The sequence below is a fragment of the Phytobacter massiliensis JC163 genome (assembly GCF_000321045.1).
GTDB classification, from domain to species: Bacteria; Pseudomonadota; Gammaproteobacteria; order Enterobacterales; family Enterobacteriaceae; genus Phytobacter_A; species Phytobacter_A massiliensis.
Genome location: NZ_HE578945.1, coordinates 1,449,460 through 1,472,024 on the forward strand (window position 1 = coordinate 1,449,460; position 22,565 = coordinate 1,472,024).

The window sequence follows — 22,565 nt, forward strand, 5'->3', positions numbered from 1 at the left end:
GTGGTGGTGGGTCTCTGGTATGCGCAACAGCCGTGGAACGGCCCGTCTCAGGAGGAGGTCACCGCGCGTATTATCAGCAGAGCCATCTCGCTGGTAGAAGAGACGCGCCCGCTGTTACCCGGCGCTCGTGAGGCGGTCGCGCTGTGTAAAGCGAACGGACTCAAGGTCGGGCTGGCGTCAGCGTCACCGCTGCATATGTTGGAAAAAGTGCTGACAATGTTCGATCTGCGCGACAGCTTTGACGCGCTCGCCTCTGCGGAAAAACTGATGTGGAGTAAACCGCACCCGCAGGTCTACCTTGACTGCGCGGCTAAGCTGGGAGTAGACCCGCAAACGTGCGTGGCGCTGGAAGATTCCGTCAATGGCATGGTAGCCAGCAAAGCGGCGCGGATGCGCTCCATTGTGGTTCCGGCTGAGGAAAACCGCCACGATCCGCGCTATGCCCTGGCAGACGTGAAGCTGGAAAGCCTGGAAGGCCTCACCCTGCGCCACCTGCTGGGCTGAATACTAGCCGGAAGCCGCTCCGGCGGTTTCCGGCTAGCTTTATGAAACATCATTTCAATTAATTTGTGTTTCTCTTCGCCACCCCCTATCCTCATTTCAGCAATGTGACTAACTGATGGGGGAAGTATGATTCTGGATGCCTTTTCGCTGGCGAACAAAGTGGCTATTGTCACCGGTTGCGATACCGGGCTTGGTCAGGGCATGGCGCTGGGGCTTGCCGAGGCAGGGTGCGACATCGTCGGCGTGGGCCGTAAGGAGCCGCTCGAGACCGCCCTGCAGGTGACCGCGCTGGGGCGCAGGTTTCATGCTATCCAGGCCGATTTAAGCCAGCAGAATCGGCTGGAAAATATCGTCAGCGAGACCGTCGCGCAGATGGGCCGTGTGGATATTCTGTTGAACAATGCCGGTACCATTCGCCGCTGTGATGCCATCGATTTCAGCGAAAAAGACTGGGACGACGTGATGAACCTTAACGTCAAGACGCTCTTCTTCTTATCGCAGGCGGTGGCGCGCCAGTTTATCGCCCAGGGCGGCGGCGGCAAAATTATCAATATCGCTTCGATGCTCTCATTCCAGGGCGGTATCCGCGTGCCCTCTTATACGGCGTCAAAAAGCGGCGTGCTGGGGCTGACCCGCCTGCTGGCAAATGAGTGGGCGCCGCATAATATAAACGTCAACGCCATCGCGCCGGGCTATATGGCCACCAACAATACCGAAGCGCTACGCAATGACGCGGAACGCAATCAGGCCATCCTCGACCGTATTCCGGCCGGACGCTGGGGTAACCCGGACGATCTTAAAGGGCCGGCGGTTTTCCTCGCCTCCAGCGCGTCGGACTATATCAAAGGTTACACGATCGCGGTAGACGGCGGCTGGCTGGCGCGATAATGATCACTTTGTGACATTGAGTTACAACGTCACCGCTTCCGTCTACTGTATAAAAATCCTATACTGTATGCATCGACAGTTTAGCGAGTTAGATCATGACGGCGGAAGGACACCTGCTTTTTTCAATTGCCTGTGCGGTGTTTGCCAAAAACGCCGAACTGACCCCTGTGCTCGCGCAGGGGGACTGGTGGCATATTGTGCCCTCCGCCATTCTGACCTGTCTGCTGCCCGATATCGATCACCCCAAATCTTTCCTCGGCCAGAGGCTTAAGTGGATCTCTAAACCCGTAGCCAGAGCGTTCGGCCATCGGGGCTTCACCCACAGCCTGCTGGCGGTCTTTATCGCCCTGACGCTGTTCTATTTAAAAGTGCCGGATAGCTGGATTATCCCCGCCGATGCGCTGCAGGGGCTGGTGCTTGGCTATCTGAGCCACATCCTTGCCGATATGCTCACCCCCGCAGGCGTGCCGCTGCTCTGGCCCTGCCGCTGGCGCTTTCGCCTGCCAATACTGGCGCCGCAAAAGGGCAACCAGCTTGAGCGCGCGTTGTGCATGGCCCTCTTTACCTGGGCGATATGGATGCCGCAGACGCTGCCCGATAACAGTGCAGTGCGCTGGTCCTCTGAGTTGATAAACGTGCTGCAAAATCAGTTCAACCGCTTTATTCACCAGCATATTGGCCATTAATCAGCCACAATCAAAGCATATGGAATAAATCATTCCATTTGGATATAAGCGCGATACTCGCCTTCTGCTAACCTTCCGCCCACGGGTCGACCTTTTGATGTCGATCACATAATTACATCAGGAGAACGGGGATGAACTTTCCATTAATCGCGAACATCGTGGTGTTCGTCATATTGCTGTTGTTGCTGGCGCAAACGCGTCGCAAACAGTGGAGCCTGGCGAAAAAAGTGCTGGTCGGCTTAGGGCTGGGCGTGGTCTTCGGCCTTGCGCTGCAGGCGATTTACGGTGCGGATAACCCCACGCTGAAAGCGTCTATTCAGTGGTTTAACGTGGTCGGCAACGGCTATGTGCAACTGCTGCAAATGATCGTTATGCCGCTGGTTTTCGCCTCTATTCTGAGCGCGGTAGCCCGTCTGCATAATGCCTCTCAGCTGGGTAAAATCAGCTTTCTGACCATCGGCACGCTGCTCTTTACTACCCTTATTGCGGCGCTGGTGGGGGTACTGGTCACTAACCTCTTCGGTCTTTCCGCAGAAGGGCTGGTGCAGGGAACGGCGGAAACCGCACGGCTGAATGCCATTCAGAGTAACTATGCGGGTAAAGTGGCCGATCTGAGCGTACCGCAGCTGCTGCTGTCCTTCGTGCCTAAAAACCCGTTTGCCGATCTTACCGGCGCTAGCCCTACCTCTATCATCAGCGTGGTGATCTTCGCCGCCTTTCTCGGCGTTGCCGCCCTTAAGCTGCTGAAAGACGATGCGCCGAAGGGCGAACGCGTGCTGGTCGCCATTGATACGCTGCAAAGCTGGGTGATGAAGCTGGTGCGTCTGGTGATGCAGCTCACCCCGTATGGCGTGCTGGCGCTGATGACCAAAGTCGTGGCGGGCTCCAACGTTCAGGACATTATCAAGCTGGGCAGCTTTGTTATTGCCTCCTATCTGGGCCTTGGCATTATGTTTGTGGTACACGGCCTGCTGCTGAGCGTTAACGGCGTCAGCCCGCTTAAATACTTTCGCAAAGTATGGCCGGTGCTGACTTTCGCCTTTACCAGTCGCTCCAGCGCCGCCTCCATTCCGCTGAATGTGGAAGCGCAAACGCGTCGTCTGGGCGTGCCGGAGTCCATCGCCAGCTTCTCAGCCTCCTTCGGGGCGACCATCGGTCAGAACGGCTGTGCGGGTCTGTACCCGGCGATGCTGGCGGTCATGGTTGCGCCAACGGTAGGTATTAACCCGCTCGATCCGATGTGGATAGCGACCCTGGTGGGCATTGTGACGGTAAGCTCAGCAGGGGTAGCGGGCGTTGGCGGCGGCGCCACCTTCGCCGCGCTGATCGTGCTGCCTGCAATGGGCCTGCCGGTGACGCTGGTGGCGCTGCTTATTTCGGTCGAACCGCTGATCGATATGGGGCGTACAGCCCTGAACGTTAGCGGCTCCATGACCGCGGGCACGCTGACCAGCCAGTGGCTGAAACAGACTGATAAAGCCATTCTGGATAGTGAAGAAGACGCCGAGCTGGCGCATCGCTAAGCGCTGCCCTTCGCCCCTTAATAAAACCGCCTGCTGAACCCAGGCGGTTTTTTTATTCTTCGATTTCCCCTTCCTGACGCATCTGGGTTGCCCAGCGCTGGGCGGCTTCCGGCACGCTAAACGTGGGCGAGCGGCGGAAGTGGTCACCCATAAACACAAAGGCCACATACTTTCCACGCAGCATCCACACGTCGCGAAAGCCCTCCACCCTGTCGGCATGCTCAGGCGGGGCGGGTTCGATACGGGGAACATAACTGATAACGCGGCGGTTTTGATGGCGCAAAGGTTTCATAAGCGAAGAGTTCACTAAATCAAATTCTACAAACATGAAAGAGCTATGATAGCCGATAGTCGCCCTGCGCGTCGCGTCCGGACTGACTTTCTGTTACATCTTCCTGTGATAACGCCTGAATCCTGCCGGGCCAGAATAATAGGTTGGGATGGTTGTTCTATAGTTAGAAGGGTTTTTCAAAAACAACCACTTTTTCAGTGATGAAAGCAGGAGACAAATGCAATGTCGAACAACGATGAACATCCCCGTAACCATCAATCGCCGGTGCATGACGATCGCGAGGCAAAACCGGGCCTGGACTCATTAGCCCCTGAGGATAATTCCCATCGCCCCTCCCCTCATCCCACGGAGCCCGGTGAACAACCTACCGCGCCAGGCAGCCTGAAAGCCCCCGATACCGCCAACGAAAAGCTCACCTCTCTCCAGCAGTTCCGTAAAGACAGCGAAGATGCGCCATTGACCACCAATCAGGGCGTGCGCATCGCTAACGATCAGAACTCGCTGCGGGCGGGCTCACGCGGGCCAACGCTGCTGGAAGATTTTATTCTGCGTGAGAAAATCACCCACTTTGACCACGAGCGCATTCCCGAGCGTATCGTGCACGCCCGCGGCTCGGCGGCGCACGGCTACTTTCAGCCTTATGAAGACTTATCCGCCATCACCAAGGCGGCGTTTCTTTCTGACCCCGATAAAATTACCCCGGTGTTTGTTCGCTTCTCCACCGTGCAGGGCGGCGCAGGCTCCGCCGATACGGTGCGTGATATTCGCGGCTTTGCCACCAAGTTCTATACCGAAGAGGGGATTTTTGATTTAGTCGGCAACAATACGCCGGTCTTTTTTATTCAGGACGCGCATAAATTTCCTGATTTTGTCCACGCGGTGAAACCCGAGCCGCACTGGGCCATTCCGCAGGGTCAGAGCGCCCATGACACCTTCTGGGACTATGTCTCTCTGCAGCCGGAAACCCTGCATAACGTTATGTGGGCGATGTCCGATCGCGGCATTCCGCGCAGCTACCGTACGATGGAAGGCTTTGGCATCCACACGTTCCGGCTGATTAATGCCGAAGGGAAAGCCACCTTTGTCCGCTTCCACTGGAAACCGCTGGCCGGGAAAGCGTCGCTGGTGTGGGACGAATCGCAAAAGCTGACCGGGCGCGACCCCGATTTCCACCGCCGCGAGCTGTGGGAGGCCATCGAGGCGGGTGATTACCCGGAATATGAGCTGGGACTGCAGCTCATCCCGGAAGAAGACGAGTTTAAATTCGATTTCGACCTGCTCGATCCGACCAAGCTTATTCCGGAAGCGCTGGTGCCGGTAAAACGAGTGGGCAAAATGGTGCTTAACCGTAATCCGGATAACTTCTTTGCCGAAAACGAACAGGCGGCGTTCCACCCCGGCCATATTGTTCCCGGCCTGGACTTTACCAACGACCCGCTGCTGCAGGGGCGTCTCTTCTCCTACACCGATACCCAGATCAGCCGCCTTGGCGGGCCGAATTTCCACGAGATCCCAATTAACCGCCCCACCTGCCCGTACCACAACTTCCAGCGCGACGGCATGCACCGGATGGATATCGACACCAACCCGGCCAACTACGAGCCGAACTCTATCAATGATAACTGGCCGCGCGAGACGCCGCCGGGGCCGAAGCGCGGCGGCTTTGAGTCTTACCAGGAGCGGGTTGAAGGGCATAAAGTGCGCGAGCGCAGCCCCTCTTTCGGCGAATATTACTCCCACCCGCGCCTGTTCTGGCTGAGCCAGACGCCGTTTGAGCAGCGCCATATCATCGATGCGTTCAGTTTTGAGCTCAGTAAAGTGGTCCGCGCCTATATTCGTGAGCGGGTTGTCGATCAGCTGGTCCGCATTGATATGCAGCTTGCCAGCGCGGTAGCGAAAAACCTGGGCATCACCCTGACCGATGAGCAGTGCAATATTGCGCCGCCAGCCGATGTAAACGGGCTGAAAGAGGACCCTTCGCTGAGCCTGTATGCCGTCCCTGACGGCTCGGTTAAAGGCCGCGTGGTCGCCGTGCTGCTCAATGAAAAAGTGAAGGCCAGCGATCTGCTTGCCACCCTGCAAAGCCTGAAGGCCAAAGGGGTGCACGCGAAGCTGCTCTTCTCGCGGATGGGGGAAGTCACCGCGGATGACGGCTCGGTGCTGACCGTAGCCGGGACCTTTGCGGGATCGCCTTCCCTGACCGTGGATGGCGTTATTGTCCCCGGGGGCGATCTGAGCAGCCTGCTGACCAGCGGCGATGCCATCTACTACCTGCTTGAAGCCTATAAACACCTTAAACCCATCGCGCTGGCTGGCGATGCCCGTCAGTTCACCGCCGCGCTGCAGGTGGATGCGCAGGGCGAAGAGGGGGTACTGCTGGCGGATGACGCCTCCGGCAGCTTTATGGACGATTTTATCGACCTGCTGGCCGCCCACCGCGTATGGTCACGCATCGGTAAAATTGAGCGTATTCCCGCCTGATGACACACCCGCAGCCGACGTTGCGGGAAACTCAGGTCCTACACGTGGCGGTGTGTCGTTTTCGCCCGCTGCGGAATAAAAAAACCGGCCAACAGGCCGGTTTTTTTATGCTCAGGCAAAAAGATTAAAAAATTACTGCTTAGGCGCCTGCGGATCGGTGTCATACTCGGCGCAAGTCTGATAGCCAGAATTCATAACGCGGCCGGTTTCATCCAGCGCAACAAAATAGGTTTCGGTCTTACCGTTGCGTTGACCCAGGATATAGGTCTGACAGGTACCACGTGCGTGGATCATAGTCACTTCCGAAGACGGACGCCCTGCGATCTGCTCAACCTGCTGGCGGCTCATACCTTTTTTAACGTCTTTCACGACGGGCTGGGAGACCTGATCCTTTGCACGGTCATACGCCGTACAACCCGCTAACATAGTCAGTACCGCTGCTGCGCCCAAAATTCCTGCCAGGTTCTTTTTCATATTCCTTCCTCTTTTGTATCCGCTTTCGTATCAGCGTGTTATCTAAGCCTGGAATATAAAATTACATTTTTCAACCTACAAACCAGACGACAGTTCCTTTCGGAAAATTCTAATAAAGAAGTATTACGCGCCAGAATGGCGCAAACTACAGCACTTGCACCCTCGCACCTTGTTGTTTTGGCAATGAAGCGTTAGTTTTATTTTATTCACTATTTGCAACCTGCCAGGCAGGCTCACCAACCGGAGGGGTTACATGACTCTGCAACAAGAAATTATTGCGGCGCTGGGCGTCAAACCAACGATTAACGCTGAAGAAGAAGTGCGTCGTAGTGTAGATTTCCTCAAAACGTATCTACAAAGCTTCCCTTTTTTACGTTCGCTGGTGTTGGGGATTAGCGGCGGTCAGGACTCCACCCTCGCCGGGAAACTGAGCCAGATGGCAATAAGCGAACTGCGCCAGGAGACCGGTGACGACAGCTATCAGTTTATTGCGGTTCGCCTGCCTTACGGCGTTCAGGCGGATGAGCAGGATTGCCAGGATGCCATTGGCTTTATTCAGCCAGACCGTGTACTGACCGTGAACATCAAAAGCGCGGTGCTGGCCAGCGAGCAGGCCCTGCGCGACGCCGGAATTGAGCTAAGCGATTTTATCCGCGGTAATGAAAAAGCCCGTGAGCGAATGAAAGCGCAGTACAGCATTGCCGGTATGACCAAAGGGGTCGTGGTGGGCACCGACCACGCGGCCGAAGCGGTGACCGGTTTTTACACTAAATATGGCGATGGCGGTACCGACATCAACCCGCTGTTCCGCCTCAACAAGCGCCAGGGTAAGCAGCTTCTTGCCGCCCTCGGTTGCCCTGAACACCTGTACAAGAAAGCGCCTACCGCCGATCTGGAAGACGATCGCCCTTCCCTGCCGGATGAAGCGGCGCTTGGCGTTACCTATGAAAACATTGATGATTATCTGGAAGGCAAAACGCTGTATGCCGGTACAGCGCACATTATCGAAGGCTGGTATATCAAAACCGAACATAAGCGTCGTCCACCGATTACTGTTTTCGACGACTTCTGGAAAAAGCACTAAAATCAGGGCGGCGTAAGCCGCCTCTTTTTTCGCCGCATATTGCCTGCTACACTGGATATGTAAACAGTATCAGGAGCACTCAGTGAACAGGCGTCAATCTGCCCCCCGCCTCGATTTCGAAGCGGCGGCCATTTATGAATATCCCGAACATCTCCGTCCGTGGCTGGAGGCGCTGCCCAAACAGTCCGGCGTCTATTTTTTTCACGGCGAGAGCGAAGCCATGCCGCTCTATATTGGCAAAAGCGTCAATATCCGCAGCCGCGTGCTTTCCCACCTGCGCACGCCGGACGAAGCGGCCATGCTGCGCCAGTCGCGGCGTATAACCTGGATTTGCACCGCCGGGGAGCTGGGCGCACTGTTGCTGGAAGCGCGCCTGATTAAAGAACAACAGCCGCTGTTCAATAAACGACTGCGCCGTAACCGCCAGCTTTGCTCGCTGCTGTTTAAGGGCGATAAGCCGCAGGTGGTTTATGCGCGTGAAGTGGATTTTTCCGCCGAGCCGGGGCTGTATGGTCTGTTTGCTAACCGGCGCGCCGCGCTGCAAACGTTACAAACCATCGCCGATGAAGAAAAACTCTGTTACGGCCTGCTTGGGCTTGAATCACTGACGCGCGGCCGCGGCTGTTTTCGCTCAGCCCTGCGCCGCTGCGCCGGTGCCTGCTGCGGCAAAGAGACCCAGGAGGAGCACGACAGCCGTTTCCTGGCGGCAATGGAGCGCATGCGGCTGGTCTGCTGGCCGTGGAAAGGCCCGATAGCGCTTGAAGAGGTGGGCCCGACGATGACCCACTATCATATTATCCATAACTGGCTGTGGCTGGGGGCAGTGAATAATCTCAGCGAGGCGGCAGACCTGCTGCGCACGCCAGCGGGCTTTGACCATGACGGCTATAAAATTCTCTGCAAGCCGTTAATGTCCGGTGCTTACACCATCACCGAACTTAATCAGTGACCGGGCAGCCAGCTTATTTCGCTGAACAGTAACTGCCCCTGCGCTTTTAACAGGCGCAGCGTATGCCGTCCTTCATACCAGCAGGCACCCTGATCGGCGGTGAGTAATTTATCACCCAGTTGCCAGGCGCCGCTTAAAACAAATACTACGCCGCCGCGCGCGCCAATAGTTGTGAAAGTACGATCGGCAATGCGTACTTTCGCCTGGCAACGATCGCGGCGAGTCATAATATTAAAGTCCATCGACATTTGGCCATCATTCAGCTGCGCTTTCACTAACTGTTCACCCGCAAATGAAAAAGGCTGGAATTTTTTTAAGGTGTGGCGAAACTCTGCCCCGCCATCCAGCGTTATATCGCCGCCTTCCAGCAACGTGACGCTGCGGTCTACGCCCGGGAAGGGCGCAAACTCCCCGTTACTGGCTAAGGAAGCAATACTGGCTCGCCAGCTGAAATCACGGGTGGCCTGCGGAAAACAGCAAATCTCACGGGTCTCGCCTGCACCGTTGCGCCAGAGGCTAACCGGCATCTTACGGATATCAAAATATTCCATCATCACTCCTGAAAGGCGCATGCTGCGCGGCTGCGCGATCCCACAGCCTGATTGTTATTATTCACCTTGCCATAATCTGCTTATCGGCAGCGAAACGCCGCAGCCTTAGCGATGTCTGTCGCCGACATGTAAATAATTATAAATGCGTTATGGTCAGGGAAGTCAGACGCTTAAGCCCGACATCATGAGAATACCGTGACGGTGGTGGCAGACAAGAGGGAGGCAAGAAAAAACCGCCGGGCCTGCCCACTACGCGACTGCGTGATATGGGCAAGACCGGCGGTCTTGAGAGGGAATACTGAAACGATTATTCAGCAGATGGAGCCATTTTAGCGCCTGCCGCCGGACGTTCTGTCAGACGCTTCTCAAAATTGGCATTAAACTGTTTTTTCTGTTCCGGGGTCAGAATGTTATAAATTTTGTTCTGGGTTTCCAGATGCGCCAGCATATGCGCCTTACGCTGCTCTTCCATTTTGTTTACCTGCGCTTCGGCTTTTGCTTTATCGAAGGTATCGCTGGCAATCACGTCATGCATAGCGCGGCGTTCTTCCAGCGACGGGCGTTGCCACTGGTCGCGCTGGGTTTTCATAATGTCGCGGATCTGCTGTTTCTGCGCATCCGTCAGATTTAGGTCACGGAACATCATATCGTGATGCGGTCCACGCGGCCCTTTATGGTGCATCATCGGAGAGCCATCGGCTGGCGCGGCGGTCGTGGTATCAGCAGCGTGAGCCAGGTTAGCAGCGCCAAGCGCCAGAGTAGAGGCAACAAACAGAGCGGTCAGTTTACGCATAATAAATTCCTTACTTTCATGTTTTCTTGCGGCGTATGCCGTGTTGACGTTAATAACTTTAGCGGCTTTATCGTCAATTAATCAGAGGGACCGTAAAACAGTGAAAGTATAAAAACCAAATTATCAGCAATTATGGAGGAAATAAGGAAAAAAATGGAGAGTTGCAAAAGACGTGAACCGCAGGGCATATTTTCAGGAAATTATGAAGACTATAAAGCAGACGGGCCTAATAATAAAGCAAATCTACCAGAATATTCTGTAACGGCGACGCAGAAAAAACGTCTGGTTATTCTACCAGCCTGAAAAAGCGACCGTTAGCCGGTGCAATTAAAGATGAAATATTAAGATATGCTAATGAAAGGGAGGCTATTGCCTCCCCCGATGGCAAACCTTAATCAAGCCGCTCGAGCACCAGCCCTGCGCGCAGCCCCACGGCGACGGCGGGGTTGGGAAACAGAATCCAGGCCTGCTCCCCCTGCACCACATACCGTTCGCCGCGATCTTCTGCCAGCAATGTTCCTTTAGGGTAAGCGGTGAAGTTCAGGGCATCCTGCGGCACATAAAGGACAAACGACTCGCTGTGTCGCGTCAGTTGTTGCACGACCCGATAACGCGTCGGGACAGCGGTCGCCTCCGGCGCGGCGTCGCCCGCCAGCAGCGCAGCAAGCGCCAGCGCGGTGCGCGCGAACTGGCGCAGGTCATTTTCGCCAAACGGCAAGGCTTTGCCCAGCTCCAGGGTACAGGCCTGGGCGGCAAACTGTTCGCTGGTGTAGTGGGTATACGTCCCGCCCGGCGCCTGATGAAATACCAGCGCCTCCAGCCCCGCATCCCCCAGCCAGCGCAGAAACAGTTCATCCCAGGGCGTGTGGCGTGCCGGCAGCACGCCAAAACGCAGATAGTGCGAGCCGCGGATCGCGGTATGCAGATCCAGATGCCAGCGCTCCTCATCATCATCGTGATAAAAGTGGCTGATGGCGCGCTCCAGCTGCGCAGCCCGTACCGTCTCATCGCTGGCGGGCAGCTGTTGCCAGCGGCCGCTAAACAGCCGGTTCAGATCGCGTTGCAGATAACGCTGATTGCGCGCCAGCGCCTGCGGGTTGCCAATAATCACCAGCAGCCGCCAGCTGAGCGCCAGCTTTCCGTCGAGCAACTGTTGCAACAGCGCGTCCACTATCTCAACCGGCGCGGTTTCATTGCCGTGAATCGCGCAGGAAATCACCAGCGCGCGGCGGGTGGGCTGCCGGGGCTGGAGCTCCAGAATACCCTGTTCATGCCATATCCAGCGCAGCGCCCCGGCTTCGCCTGTCGGCCTGCGGGGGATCTCGCCTGCCAGGGTCATCGCCAGAAAATGATGCATACGGCCTCCTGCTACTGCTGAAAAGGATAAACGGAGCCCAGGTTCAGGATCTGTGTCAGGCTATCCAGCGCCTCGCGCCCTTCGCGCAACAGCTGGGGATCGGCAAGATCTCCCGGCGTCAGCACGTCGCGGTAGTAGCGATCCACCCAGCTATTCAGCGTGGCGAAAAGGGTATCGTTCATGATAACCGCCGGGTTTACCGCACGCTGCTCCTGAGCGTTGAGCACCACCCGCAGCCGCAGGCATGCCGGGCCGCCGCCGTTAGACATGCTTTCACGCAGGTCGAACACTTTCAGTTCGCTGACAGGATTATCCTCAGCCAGTAACCGATTCAGATACCGCCAGACGCCCGGGTGTTCCCGGGACTCCTGCGGCAACACCAGAACCATGCTGCCATCGTCCCGGCTTAACAGCTGGCTGTTGAAGAGGTAAGTTTCCACCGCCTCTTTGACGGAAACCTCACTGTCCGGCACCTCCAGCGCCGTAAAGCCCGGCACGTTTTCGCGCAGCCGGGCGAACAGCGCCTGCTGGTGCACAAATGCCTGCTGATGGCAAAAAAGCAGCTGGCGGTTAGAGACCGCAATGACATCATTGTGGAACACGCCCTGGTCAATTACCGCGGGATTTTGCTGGGCGAAAATAGCCCGCTCCGGGATCACCTGGTTCAGTCGCGCTACCGCTTCGCTGGCTTCAAGGGTCTGGCGCGCCGGGTAGCGGCCGGGCTGAATATCGCCCTCCTCCTTGCGTCCGTAGACAAAAAGCTGGACGCCGGGTTCGCCGTAATCGCCGCCTAAGCGGTTATGGTTTGCCGCCCCTTCATCGCCAAATTTCGCCACCTGCGGCAGCGCCGGATGGACGGTGAAGTAGCGCGGGTCACGAAAAATAGCGTTAAGGAGCGCTTCGGTGGTCGGCGCTTCGCTGGCGCGGTGAAATTTGTTATTGAGATTGGCCACCGTCAGATGGACCCGACCGTCCAGCGCATCGGCAGATGGACAAACCGTCGCGGCGTTCGCCACCCACATTGAGGAGGCGGAGCTGACGGCGCTCAGTAAAACCGGCGAGTGCGCCGCCGCCTTTTGCAAAACCTGCTCATCGCTGCCGCTAAAGCCAAGCTGGCGCAGAAGCGGAATATTGGGCCTTTCCTGCGGCGGAATGACCGCCTGCGGAAAACCGGCATCCGCCAGCGCCTTCATCTTGAGCAGCCCCTGCTTCGCCGCGAGCAGCGGCCTGGAACGCTGATAGCGGTGTCGGGTAGACGCTTCATTGCCAAAGGACAGCCCGGCGTAGTGGTGAGTTGGCCCGACGAGGCCGTCAAAGTTAAACTCGCGTGCTGTCATCGGCTCTCCTCCGTGCTGAAATCCAGCCCCGGGCTTAACGCCTGCGGCAGAGTCATCTCCGGGGCTTCGAGACTGGCCATCGGCCAGGCGCAGTAATCAGCGGCATACCATGCGCTGGGACGGTGGTTGCCGGATGCGCCCACGCCGCCGAAAGGCGCGGTGCTGGCGGCCCCGGTTAACGGCTTATTCCAGTTCACAATACCGGCGCGCGCCTGCAGGAGGAGCTGGTCGAACTTTTCCCGTTCAGGTGAGATAAGACCACATGAAAGCCCGTAGCGCGTGCGGTTCGCCAGGGCTATCGCCTCGTTAAAATCATCATAGCGCCAGACGCAGAGCAGCGGCCCGAACACCTCTTCATCGGGGACGTTCTCCACCCCGGTCAGGTCGATTATCGCCGGGGTCAACAGCGATGTGCCCTCCCGTAGCAGCCGGGGCGCCAGCAGCGTTCTGCCGCCTCGCGCCGCGTGTGCCTGCCACGCCTCATAAACCTGCCGGGCCGCCTGTTCACTGATCAGGCCGCCAAAGAAAGGCTGCGGCTCGGCATCCCAGCGTTGCGGGGTAAGACGCCCGCTGACCTCCACCAGCCGGGAAAGGAATGCATCCCCCGCCTCACCGCGCCTGACCAGCAGACGGCGCGCGCAGGTACAGCGTTGCCCCGCGGTGATAAAAGCGGACTGGATAGCAAGATGAACGGCGGCATCAATGTCATGGGGATCTTCAACAATCAACGGGTTGTTGCCGCCCATCTCCAGCGCGAGGATCTTTTCCGGCTGGCCTGCAAGCTGGCGATGAAGCTGATACCCGGTGCTGGCGCTGCCGGTAAATAGCAGCCCGTCGATATCATCAAGGGCGCTTAACGCCTGTCCGGTCTCTCTGCCGCCCTGAACCAGGTTCAGCACCCCCGGCGGCAGGCCCGCCTGCTCCCAGAGCTTAACCACGGCTTCGCCTGTCAACGGCGTTAACTCGCTGGGCTTAAAGATAAGCGTATTACCTGCCAGCAGCGCCGGGATGATATGCCCGTTCGGCAGATGGCCGGGAAAGTTATAAGGGCCGAAAACCGCCAGTACGCCGTGAGGGCGATGACGTAATGTCGCCGCGCCGTCGGCCATTTCCGTGCGCTGCTCGCCGGTTCGGGTATGCCAGGCTTTCACCGAGATGGCGGCTTTATTGATCATGGCGGTCACTTCCGTCGCCGCTTCCCAGCGCGGTTTACCCGTCTCGCGGGCAATAATTTCCCCGAGCGCCGTTTTGTTAGCGTCAAGCAAAGCCGCGAACTGTTCTACGATGGCCTGGCGCCGGGCGAACGTAAGCATCGCCCAGCCAGGAAAGGCGCTTCTCGCCGCCTGACACGCCTGCACCACCTGCGCGCTATCGGCGTCCCGCCCCTGCCAGAGCACCTCGTTACCGACGGGGGCTGTTTTTACCCGCTGCGCGCCGCGACCCGTAACCCACTCACCCTGTATCCAGTGACTCATTGTTTTTTCTCCCCGGCACACAGACGCACCAGTCTTACGGTATCTCCCGGCCTGCACTGCAACGCGTCAAGCTGAGCCGCGTTGAGGATAAGCCGCCCGGTGTGCGGATCGGCGTTAATCAGCATGGCCCGGAACTGTTTATACTGCTCATTGGCAACCATGCAGGCAGGCCATTCGCCAGGGGCTGGCTCCCCCTCCGCCACCTCAACCAGACGGCTTTTGCGAATGGCGCGAACCCGGTCAATGTCGCACTCCAGCGTCGGGCCGCCGTCGAAAATGTCGATATAGTTGCAGTAGCGAAAGCCCTCTTTCTCCAGTACGGCGCGGGCTGGCGCGGTTTGTGGATGAACCTGCCCGATGACCGCCTGCGCCCCGTCAGAGAGGAAGTCGGTATAGATAGGGTGTTTGGGCATCAGCTCGGCGATAAACGCCTTCTGCCCGGTGCCGCACAGGTAGTCCGCCTTGCTAAACTCCATGGAAAAAAAGCGTTTGCCTAAACTTTCCCAGAACGGTGAATAGCCCGTGTCATCGATAACGCCGCGCATCTCCGCCACCACTTTTTCGTTGAAGCGGTCGCGAAACGCCGCCATAAACAGAAAACGCGATTTGGAAAGCAGATAGCCGTTCCCCTCTTTGCGCCAGGCCGGATCGAGGAACAAGGTGCACAGCTCGCTGCTGCCGGTGTGGTCGTTGCTGAGAAATAGCGTCGGCAGGGCGTTGTAGACGTTAAGCTCTTTCGACGCATGCACCAGCGTGCCGACCCGGTAGTTGTACCAGGGAGCATCAAGGCCTACGGCGACCTCTATCGCGCAGATCCCCGCCACTTCGCCGGTTTCGCAGCACTCCAGCACAAAAACGTAGCCCTGTTCGCTTTTTTCGAGCTCCCCGTCCCAGGTTTTTCGCGCCCGTTCAATCCGCGCCAGCAGGGTTTTATCGTCCGCAGGCAGCGACGTCAGCCCGCCGCCGGTTTTCCCGGCCATCGCCAGCAGCGCCGGGAGGTCGCTGCGCTCAACAGGTCTGACCACCATCATGATGTGCACCCCGCGACAAATTTATCGCAGGCGGCGGTAAAGCGCGCCAGCCCGCGAGAGACTTCATCTTCACTGATATTGAGCGCCGGGGCGAAGCGCATCACGTTGGCGCCCGCAATCAGTACCATCACCCCTTCGGCTGCGGCAAGCTGGGCTATCTGCTTCGCTTTTCCGGCATACTGCGGTTTAAGCTCGCAGCCAATCAGCAGCCCCAGCCCGCGGATCTCAGCAAACAGATCGCAGCGGGCATTGATAGCCTGCAACTGCTCGGTAAACCACTGGTGGCGTTGTTTTACGCCGTCCAGCATTTCGCGGGTATTGACGATATCAAGCACCGCGCCCGCTACCGCCGACGCCAGCGGGTTGCCGCCGTAGGTGGTGCCGTGGGTACCCACCGTCATTACGCGGGCGAATTTTTCACGGGTCAGCATCGCCGCCACCGGAAATCCGCCGCCGAGGGCTTTAGCGGTGGTGAGCGCATCTGGCATGACGCCATAATGCATGCAGGCATAGAGTTCGCCGGTGCGTCCGACGCCGGTCTGCACCTCATCAAAAATCAGCAGCGCGTTATGGCTATCGCAAAGGGCGCGAAGGCCCTGTAAAAATTCGACGTCGGCAGGCACCACGCCCCCTTCCCCCTGCATCGGTTCAACAATCACCGCGCAGGTATTGTCATTAATCAGCGCGCGGGCAGATTCCAGATTGTTGTACTGCGCGTGGGAGATATCCGGCGGCAACGGCGCAAAGTCCTGCGAATAGGCGGGCTGGCCCCCCGCGCTGACGGTAAAAAGGGTGCGGCCATGAAAGGCGTTTTTAAAAGCAACGATGCCGCTTTTTTGCGGGCCGAAAAGGTCATGGGCGTATTTGCGCGCCAGCTTAAGGGCCGCCTCATTGGCCTCCGCCCCGGAATTACAGAAGAAGACGCGGTCGGCGAAGGTGGCGTCAATTAACTTTTTAGCCAGCCGCAGCGCGGGCTCATTGGTATAGCCATTGCCGGTATGCCAGAAGCGCGCCGCCTGTTCACTGAGCGCTTGACACAAAGCGGGATGAGCATGCCCCACGGCATTGACCGCGATGCCGCCTGCAAAATCGATGTACTCTTTCCCGTCCTGATCCCACAGGCGGGAACCTTCACCGCGAACCGGGATAAAGGGCGCAGGCGCATAGACGGGCAACATCCATTGGTCGAAGTTTTCACGCGTAATTGAGTGCGGCATAGTCCCTCCCGGTAAACAATTGGTTGAATAAATGTTAATGAATATGGTTATTTACGCTGTAAATGTATATTGCACAGGGCATGCCAGCCAGCGAGCAAAATGCATAACAGGAGACGGGAAACGAAAAATCAATGACTTAAAACCTGTCGCTATTCACTTTATTTGCATAATAAGTGAATAATTTTATCGAAAGGACGAATAATAGCGGGATAAACAGCGGGATTATGCACCGTTAAGATATAATTCTGGAAGTGTGATCCTCTGCGGGATTTACTTAAATAAAGTGCATCATTAGCGGGCAGCGTGCACGATAAACGAGCATGATGACGGGTAGCGAAGCGGCTTACGCTTTAAAAACATTAATACATGGCGCTATCGCCGCTTAACGTTGCAGACAGATCCCTTATTCACGTCGCGGCTTCCCATAGTCACTCTCCCTCGCATCTGCTAACATCCCAGCCACATTTCCATAGCACCCTGGCGGCAACCATGAAATTTGTCTCTTTTAATATCAACGGCCTTCGTGCCCGCCCTCACCAACTGTCAGCGATTGTCGAGCAGCACCAGCCTGATGTGATCGGCCTGCAGGAGACGAAAGTCCATGACGATATGTTTCCTCTCGAAGAGGTCGCGAAGCTGGGCTACAACGTCTTTTATCATGGTCAGAAGGGGCACTACGGCGTTGCGCTGTTAACCAAAGAGACCCCGGTTTCCGTTCGTCGCGGCTTTCCGGATGACGGCGAAGAGGCGCAGCGGCGAATCATCATGGCGGAGATCCCCTCTTCACTGGGCAATATTACGGTGATTAATGGTTATTTTCCGCAGGGAGAGAGCCGCGACCACCCGGTCAAGTTTCCGGCTAAAGAGAAGTTTTATCAGAACCTGCAAAACTTCCTGGATAACGACGTCAAGAAAGAGAGCCCGGTGCTGATAATGGGTGATATGAATATCAGCCCCACGGACTTAGACATCGGGATTGGCGAAGAGAACCGCAAGCGCTGGCTGCGCACCGGCAAGTGCTCCTTCCTGCCGGAAGAACGCGAGTGGATGGGTCGCCTGCTCAACTGGGGCCTGGTGGATACCTGGCGGGCCGCTAACCCGGATAACAATGAACGCTTCTCATGGTTTGATTATCGTTCCAGAGGCTTCGATGATAATCGCGGCCTGCGTATCGATCTTTTGCTGGCAAGCGGCCCGCTGGCGCAACGCTGCGTTGAAACCGGTATTGATTATGAGATCCGCGGCATGGAAAAACCGTCGGATCATGCGCCGGTCTGGGCCACCTTTAAGCTCGACTGACAATATGGGTAACGTGATTGACGTGGTCGCCGCGATTATTGAACGCGACGGAAAGATTTTACTGGCGCAGCGCCCGGAAAAGGGCGACCAGCCCGGGCTGTGGGAGTTTGCCGGCGGTAAAGTAGAAGCGGGCGAGACGCAAACACAGGCGCTGGTGCGCGAGCTGCGCGAAGAGCTGGGCATTGAAGCAACGCCCGGCGGCTACATTGCCAGCCACCAGCGGGAGGTCTCAGGCAGGCTTATTCATTTGCACGCCTGGCACGTAGCGGAATTTAGCGGCCAGCTTACCCGGCAACATCACGCCGCACTGGTGTGGTGCCTGCCGGAGGACGCGACCAACTGGCCGCTGGCTCCAGCGGATATCCCGTTACTCGCCGCCTTTATGGCTTTACGCGCCGCCAGACCAGCGGATTAGTCGAGAGCGTGCGATCGTCCCGCTGGCACTGGAGCAGCACCCCTTCGGCTTTGATGACCGCCCCTTCTGAATAATTCTGGTCCTGATAAATGCAGCACTGGTTACACGGCTGCGAACTCTGCCCGCCGGCGCTAAACACTTCGGCGGGCACATTGACCTCCACATCCGGGGCCGGATGCCGCTCGGCGTGAGCGCCGACGGAGACCAGCGCCAACGCCCCTGCCACCAGTACTATTGCATGCTTCAACATATTTATTTTCCGCATAAATAACCAACCTGCCATAACGGACAATTATCAATCAAAAACATTGTCTCTCATCATCGCTTTTTATTATGACTTTTCGCAAATTATTAATTTGCCATCGCTTTACTATTTTTACTTGCTTTGCGCCATGCGGTGAATGTTATAGTCAAAAACCGCTGCATTTTGCATACACAACAATCAGAACTTACAACATCCAACATAAGAGGCTCTTATTCTATGGAACAGACATGCTCTCTTGAATCGTTCCTTTCCCACGTTCAAAAGCGCGATCCGCACCAGCCCGAATTTGCTCAGGCCGTTCGTGAAGTCATGACCACGCTGTGGCCTTTCCTCGAACAGAACCCACGCTACCGTCAGCTCTCCCTGCTGGAACGTCTGGTTGAGCCGGAGCGCGTTATTCAGTTTCGCGTAGTCTGGGTCGATGATAAAAACCAGGTGCAGGTTAACCGCGCATGGCGTGTCCAGTTCAGCTCCGCCATCGGCCCTTATAAAGGCGGAATGCGCTTCCACCCTTCCGTGAACTTATCCATCCTGAAATTCCTCGGCTTCGAACAGACCTTTAAAAATGCCCTGACCACCCTGCCTATGGGCGGCGGCAAAGGCGGCAGCGATTTCGATCCGAAAGGTAAAAGCGATGGCGAAGTGATGCGCTTCTGCCAGTCGCTGATGACCGAGCTGTATCGTCACCTTGGCCCGGATACCGATGTGCCTGCGGGCGATATCGGCGTGGGCGGGCGCGAAGTCGGCTTTATGGCCGGTATGATGAAAAAACTCTCCAACAGCAACGCCTGCGTCTTTACCGGCAAAGGGCTCTCCTTCGGCGGCAGCCTGATCCGCCCGGAAGCAACCGGCTATGGTCTGGTCTATTTCACCGAAGCGATGCTCAAACGCCACGGTCACGGCTTCGAAGGCGCTCGCGTATCGGTTTCTGGTTCGGGCAACGTGGCGCAGTACGCCATTGAGAAAGCGATGGAGCTTGGCGCGCGGGTCATCACCGCCTCCGACTCAAACGGTACCGTGGTGGACGAAGCCGGTTTCACCAAAGAAAAACTGGCGCGCCTGATCGACATTAAAGAGCGCAGCCATGGCCGCGTGGCGGATTATGCCCGTGAGTTTGGCCTGCAATATCTGGAAGGCCAGCAGCCGTGGTCCGTGCCGGTAGACATTGCCCTGCCGTGCGCTACCCAGAACGAACTGGACGTAGAGGCAGCGCGTACGCTTATCGCCAACGGCGTGAAAGCGGTCGCGGAAGGGGCAAACATGCCGACTACCATCGCCGCCACCGATCTGTTCCTGGAAGCAGGCGTGCTGTTCGCGCCGGGCAAAGCGGCGAACGCGGGCGGTGTGGCGACATCAGGCCTCGAAATGGCGCAGAACGCCGCACGTATGGGCTGGAAAGCAGAGAAAGTTGATACGCGTCTGCACCACATTATGCTGGATATCCACCATGCCTGCGTGGCGTACGGCGGCGAAGGGAAACAGACCAACTATGTCCGCGGCGCGAATATCGCGGGCTTCGTGAAAGTGGCTGATGCGATGATAGGCCAGGGGCTGATTTAATCCTTAAGCCGGGCGCATAAATGCTGGCCCGGCTTATCAATTCTCACCTTGCTTTTCTTCTCACTGCTTTTTCAGATGCTTTTCACTAATGACGAAACGATCTCGCGGTGTCGCTTGAGGATAATCGCGATCTGCTCTTTGGCGGTAAGATCGTTAAACATCATCTGGCTGCGATCCTGCTGGGTGTTGCGCAAAGGGGCGGGAGTAGAGACTGTATGGGTTTCTGTGGTTTTATACTCGTTCATGTTTTTGTCCTGCTAACGGGTCTGACTTCGCGCGCATAATAATCCCATTTTGCTGTGACAGGAAGACGACACTTTCATCCTGCTTAAGGAATTGGGCAAATTTATGCCATCTTTGGGCAAAAACACGGAACGCGGGGGTGGAAGACCGGATAAGGCAACGCCGCTTCGGGGAATATCCCGGGTGCGCGGACGCTTACCCGGTCTACATTTTATTGCGCATCCGGGCGGCGTTTACTGGCGGGGCGTTTTTTGCCCGCGCTCTTTTTCGCGCCGCCTGGCGCAACGATACCGCGAAAGCGCTGCACTGGCGTCGAACGCGCCTGCTGAATAAGATCGTGAAGCGTGCCGACCAGCGGCTGCATAAAATCCTGGTAGCGGCACTGTTTCTCGCTTATCTGCGTCAGTACGGATTCCCAGTGCGCCGTCATATCCGGCCTTGCGGCCATCTCCGGCAGCGAATGTATCAGCGCCCGACCGGCCTCGGTGGAGAGAATATAGCGCCCCTTTTTATTGAGGAAACCACGCTTAAACAGCAGCTCGATAATCCCCGCCCGGGTAGCTTCGGTGCCCAGCCCGTCCGTGGCGCGGAGGATTTTTTTCAGCTCTTTATCCTGCACGAAACGGGCGATGCCGGTCATCGCCGAGAGCAGCGTTGCGTCGGTAAAATGACGCGGCGGCTGGGTTTGCCGCTCTACCACCTCGCCCTTTTCGCAGAGCAGCTCGTCGCCTTGAGCCACCACCGGCAGCGGCGTGCCGTCGTTCTCTTCATCACGCTCTTTCGCCCCCAGCAGGGTGCGCCAGCCCGCCTCCGCCAGAAAGCGCGCTTTGGCGACAAATTTGCCGTTGGCGATATCCAGATCGATCTGACATTTACGAAATACCGCATCCGGGCAGAACTGCATCAGATACTGGCGGGCGATAAGGCTATAGACATTGGCTTCGCCCTCGCTGAGATTCACTTTTGACGCCCGCGCGGTAGGAATAATGGCATGGTGCGCGTCCACCTTTTTATCGTCCCAGCAGCGGTTGCGCAAATCCGGGTTGACCACCGGCTGGGGCAGTAGCCCTGTCGCGTGCACGCCAATGGCATTCATCACCGCGTGCCGCCCGGCATAGTGCTCCTCCGGCAGATAACGACAGTCGGAGCGCGGGTAGGTAATGAGCTTATGGGTTTCATAAAGCTTCTGGCAAATATCCAGCACGTTCTGCGCGCTCAGGCCAAAGCGTTTTGCCGCTTCAATCTGTAACGCGGAAAGTGAAAACGGCAGCGGAGCGGACTCGGACTCCCGCTTATCGTTGTAGCTGGTGACCAGCGCAGGCTGCCCGGCGATACGGTTGACGACATGCTCAGCCAGCGGCCGATGCAGCAAACGCCCCTCTTCGTCCTGATAAGGTTCGCAGGCCTCGCTCGGCTGCCAGAGCGCGGTAAAGCGCTCCCCGGCGGGGGTCACGATATGCGCCTTCACCTCGAAGAAGTCCTTCGCCACGAAGTTTTCGATCTCTTCATCACGCCGGACCACCAGCCCCAGCACCGGCGTCTGTACCCGGCCGACGGAGAGCACCCCCTGATAGCCCGCATTGCGCCCTAAAAGGGTATAGGCCCGGGTCATATTGATGCCGTAGAGCCAGTCGGCGCGAGCGCGGGCCAGTGCGGACACGCACAGCGGAACAAACTCGCTGTTGGCGCGAAGACGTGAAATCGCCCGCTCCACCGCCTGCGGGTTCAGGTCGTTAATCAGGCAGCGCTGCACCTGCTGGCGCTTGGGCGCGGGGAGTTCCAGATAGTCCAGCACCTCATCAACCAGCAGTTGCCCTTCACGATCGGGGTCGCCCGCGTGAACCACTTCTGTCGCCTGCGCCAGTAATCGCTTGATCACATTGATCTGTTTGGTGACGGAGGGGCGCGGCTGCAAACGCCACTTTTCCGGGACGATGGGCAGATCCGCAAGGTTCCAGCGGGCGTAGCGGCTGTCGTAAACGTCCGGCTGCGCCTGCTCCAGAAGGTGGCCGATACACCAGGTCACCACCTGCCCGTTGCCACACTCAATATAGCCGTCGCCTTTGCGATGCGGCTTTGGCAGCACATCAGCAATGGCACGGCCCAGGCTTGGCTTTTCGGCAATAAACAACCGCATGGGC

General features: G+C 57.3%; 22 protein-coding genes. 10 read left to right on the top strand and 12 right to left on the bottom strand.

What is annotated here, in order from left to right:
- The 4 genes from hxpB to ENTHG_RS07185 form a co-directional block, all read left to right on the top strand.
- A partial coding sequence (gene hxpB, locus ENTHG_RS07170) for a hexitol phosphatase HxpB (RefSeq protein WP_044177334.1) occupies positions 1 to 504 on the top strand: 504 nt, incomplete at its 5' end.
- Positions 505 to 630: 126 nt separating this feature from the next.
- Positions 631 to 1,392: a 2-dehydro-3-deoxy-D-gluconate 5-dehydrogenase KduD gene (gene kduD, locus ENTHG_RS07175; RefSeq protein ID WP_044177336.1), complete on the top strand. Its 762-nt coding sequence runs from the start codon at positions 631 to 633 to the stop codon at positions 1,390 to 1,392.
- A 95-nt stretch (positions 1,393 to 1,487) separates the two neighbouring features.
- Positions 1,488 to 2,078, top strand: a complete 591-nt coding sequence (locus tag ENTHG_RS07180) for a metal-dependent hydrolase (RefSeq protein ID WP_044177338.1) — start codon at positions 1,488 to 1,490, stop codon at positions 2,076 to 2,078.
- A 131-nt stretch (positions 2,079 to 2,209) separates the two neighbouring features.
- A complete protein-coding gene (locus tag ENTHG_RS07185) occupies positions 2,210 to 3,601 on the top strand; it encodes an L-cystine transporter (RefSeq protein WP_044177340.1) in 1,392 nt (463 codons plus the stop codon).
- Between the two features lie 52 nt (positions 3,602 to 3,653).
- On the opposite strand, the gene cedA is transcribed toward ENTHG_RS07185, so the two are convergent.
- The gene (gene cedA, locus ENTHG_RS07190; protein ID WP_071825819.1) at positions 3,654 to 3,929 is read right to left on the bottom strand and encodes a cell division activator CedA; all 276 of its coding nucleotides are present in this window, start codon (positions 3,927 to 3,929) and stop codon (positions 3,654 to 3,656) included.
- 186 nt (positions 3,930 to 4,115) lie between these two features.
- Between cedA and katE the strand changes: the two genes are divergently transcribed.
- Positions 4,116 to 6,374: a catalase HPII gene (katE, locus tag ENTHG_RS07195; protein ID WP_044177343.1), complete on the top strand. Its 2,259-nt coding sequence runs from the start codon at positions 4,116 to 4,118 to the stop codon at positions 6,372 to 6,374.
- 132 nt (positions 6,375 to 6,506) lie between these two features.
- On the opposite strand, the gene osmE is transcribed toward katE, so the two are convergent.
- The gene (osmE, locus tag ENTHG_RS07200; RefSeq protein WP_044177345.1) at positions 6,507 to 6,848 is read right to left on the bottom strand and encodes an osmotically-inducible lipoprotein OsmE; all 342 of its coding nucleotides are present in this window, start codon (positions 6,846 to 6,848) and stop codon (positions 6,507 to 6,509) included.
- 253 nt (positions 6,849 to 7,101) lie between these two features.
- Here osmE and nadE point away from each other — a divergent pair, with 253 nt between their 5' ends.
- Entirely contained in the window at positions 7,102 to 7,932 is an 831-nt protein-coding gene (nadE, locus tag ENTHG_RS07205) for an NAD(+) synthase (RefSeq protein ID WP_044177347.1), read from the top strand.
- Positions 7,933 to 8,014: 82 nt separating this feature from the next.
- On the top strand, positions 8,015 to 8,881 hold the full coding sequence (gene cho / locus ENTHG_RS07210; protein ID WP_044177350.1) for an excinuclease Cho: 867 nt from the start codon (positions 8,015 to 8,017) through the stop codon (positions 8,879 to 8,881).
- Here the strand turns inward: cho and ves are convergent.
- The 7 genes from ves to astC form a co-directional block, all read right to left on the bottom strand.
- Positions 8,875 to 9,432 (bottom strand): environmental stress-induced protein Ves, encoded by a 558-nt coding sequence (gene ves / locus ENTHG_RS07215; protein WP_044177351.1) that lies wholly within the window; start codon positions 9,430 to 9,432, stop codon positions 8,875 to 8,877. The genes cho and ves overlap by 7 nt on opposite strands.
- 307 nt (positions 9,433 to 9,739) lie before the next feature.
- Complete coding sequence (spy, locus tag ENTHG_RS07220; RefSeq protein ID WP_044177354.1) at positions 9,740 to 10,225, bottom strand: ATP-independent periplasmic protein-refolding chaperone Spy; 486 nt, start codon at positions 10,223 to 10,225, stop codon at positions 9,740 to 9,742.
- Between the two features lie 391 nt (positions 10,226 to 10,616).
- Positions 10,617 to 11,582: a succinylglutamate desuccinylase gene (gene astE, locus ENTHG_RS07225; protein ID WP_044177356.1), complete on the bottom strand. Its 966-nt coding sequence runs from the start codon at positions 11,580 to 11,582 to the stop codon at positions 10,617 to 10,619.
- Between the two features lie 11 nt (positions 11,583 to 11,593).
- A complete protein-coding gene (astB, locus tag ENTHG_RS07230; protein ID WP_044177359.1) occupies positions 11,594 to 12,919 on the bottom strand; it encodes an N-succinylarginine dihydrolase in 1,326 nt (441 codons plus the stop codon).
- Positions 12,916 to 14,394, bottom strand: a complete 1,479-nt coding sequence (gene astD, locus ENTHG_RS07235) for a succinylglutamate-semialdehyde dehydrogenase (protein ID WP_044177361.1) — start codon at positions 14,392 to 14,394, stop codon at positions 12,916 to 12,918. Before astD ends, astB begins: the two co-directional genes overlap by 4 nt.
- Positions 14,391 to 15,425 (bottom strand): arginine N-succinyltransferase, encoded by a 1,035-nt coding sequence (gene astA / locus ENTHG_RS07240; protein WP_044177364.1) that lies wholly within the window; start codon positions 15,423 to 15,425, stop codon positions 14,391 to 14,393. The genes astD and astA overlap by 4 nt, the downstream gene beginning before the upstream one ends.
- Positions 15,422 to 16,642 (bottom strand): succinylornithine/acetylornithine transaminase, encoded by a 1,221-nt coding sequence (astC, locus tag ENTHG_RS07245; protein ID WP_044177368.1) that lies wholly within the window; start codon positions 16,640 to 16,642, stop codon positions 15,422 to 15,424. Before astC ends, astA begins: the two co-directional genes overlap by 4 nt.
- 489 nt (positions 16,643 to 17,131) lie before the next feature.
- Between astC and xthA the strand changes: the two genes are divergently transcribed.
- Both xthA and ENTHG_RS07255 read left to right on the top strand, forming a co-directional pair.
- Positions 17,132 to 17,941 carry an exodeoxyribonuclease III gene (gene xthA, locus ENTHG_RS07250; protein ID WP_044177372.1) on the top strand — a complete coding sequence of 270 codons (810 nt, stop codon included), beginning with the start codon at positions 17,132 to 17,134 and terminating at the stop codon, positions 17,939 to 17,941.
- A gap of 4 nt (positions 17,942 to 17,945) precedes the next feature.
- Entirely contained in the window at positions 17,946 to 18,356 is a 411-nt protein-coding gene (locus ENTHG_RS07255; protein ID WP_044177375.1) for a pyrimidine (deoxy)nucleoside triphosphate diphosphatase, read from the top strand.
- Here the strand turns inward: ENTHG_RS07255 and ENTHG_RS07260 are convergent.
- Positions 18,322 to 18,606 (bottom strand): YnjH family protein, encoded by a 285-nt coding sequence (locus ENTHG_RS07260; protein WP_044177378.1) that lies wholly within the window; start codon positions 18,604 to 18,606, stop codon positions 18,322 to 18,324. The genes ENTHG_RS07255 and ENTHG_RS07260 overlap by 35 nt on opposite strands.
- 231 nt (positions 18,607 to 18,837) lie before the next feature.
- On the opposite strand from ENTHG_RS07260, the gene gdhA reads away from it, so the two are divergent.
- On the top strand, positions 18,838 to 20,181 hold the full coding sequence (gene gdhA / locus ENTHG_RS07265; protein WP_044177380.1) for an NADP-specific glutamate dehydrogenase: 1,344 nt from the start codon (positions 18,838 to 18,840) through the stop codon (positions 20,179 to 20,181).
- 71 nt (positions 20,182 to 20,252) lie between these two features.
- Here the strand turns inward: gdhA and ENTHG_RS25580 are convergent, their stop codons facing one another.
- Together ENTHG_RS25580 and ENTHG_RS07270 are read right to left on the bottom strand one after the other, a co-directional pair.
- Positions 20,253 to 20,426 (bottom strand): hypothetical protein, encoded by a 174-nt coding sequence (locus ENTHG_RS25580; RefSeq protein ID WP_154657535.1) that lies wholly within the window; start codon positions 20,424 to 20,426, stop codon positions 20,253 to 20,255.
- Between the two features lie 209 nt (positions 20,427 to 20,635).
- The gene (locus ENTHG_RS07270; RefSeq protein ID WP_044177384.1) at positions 20,636 to 22,561 is read right to left on the bottom strand and encodes a DNA topoisomerase III; all 1,926 of its coding nucleotides are present in this window, start codon (positions 22,559 to 22,561) and stop codon (positions 20,636 to 20,638) included.
- Positions 22,562 to 22,565 lie beyond the last annotated feature (4 nt).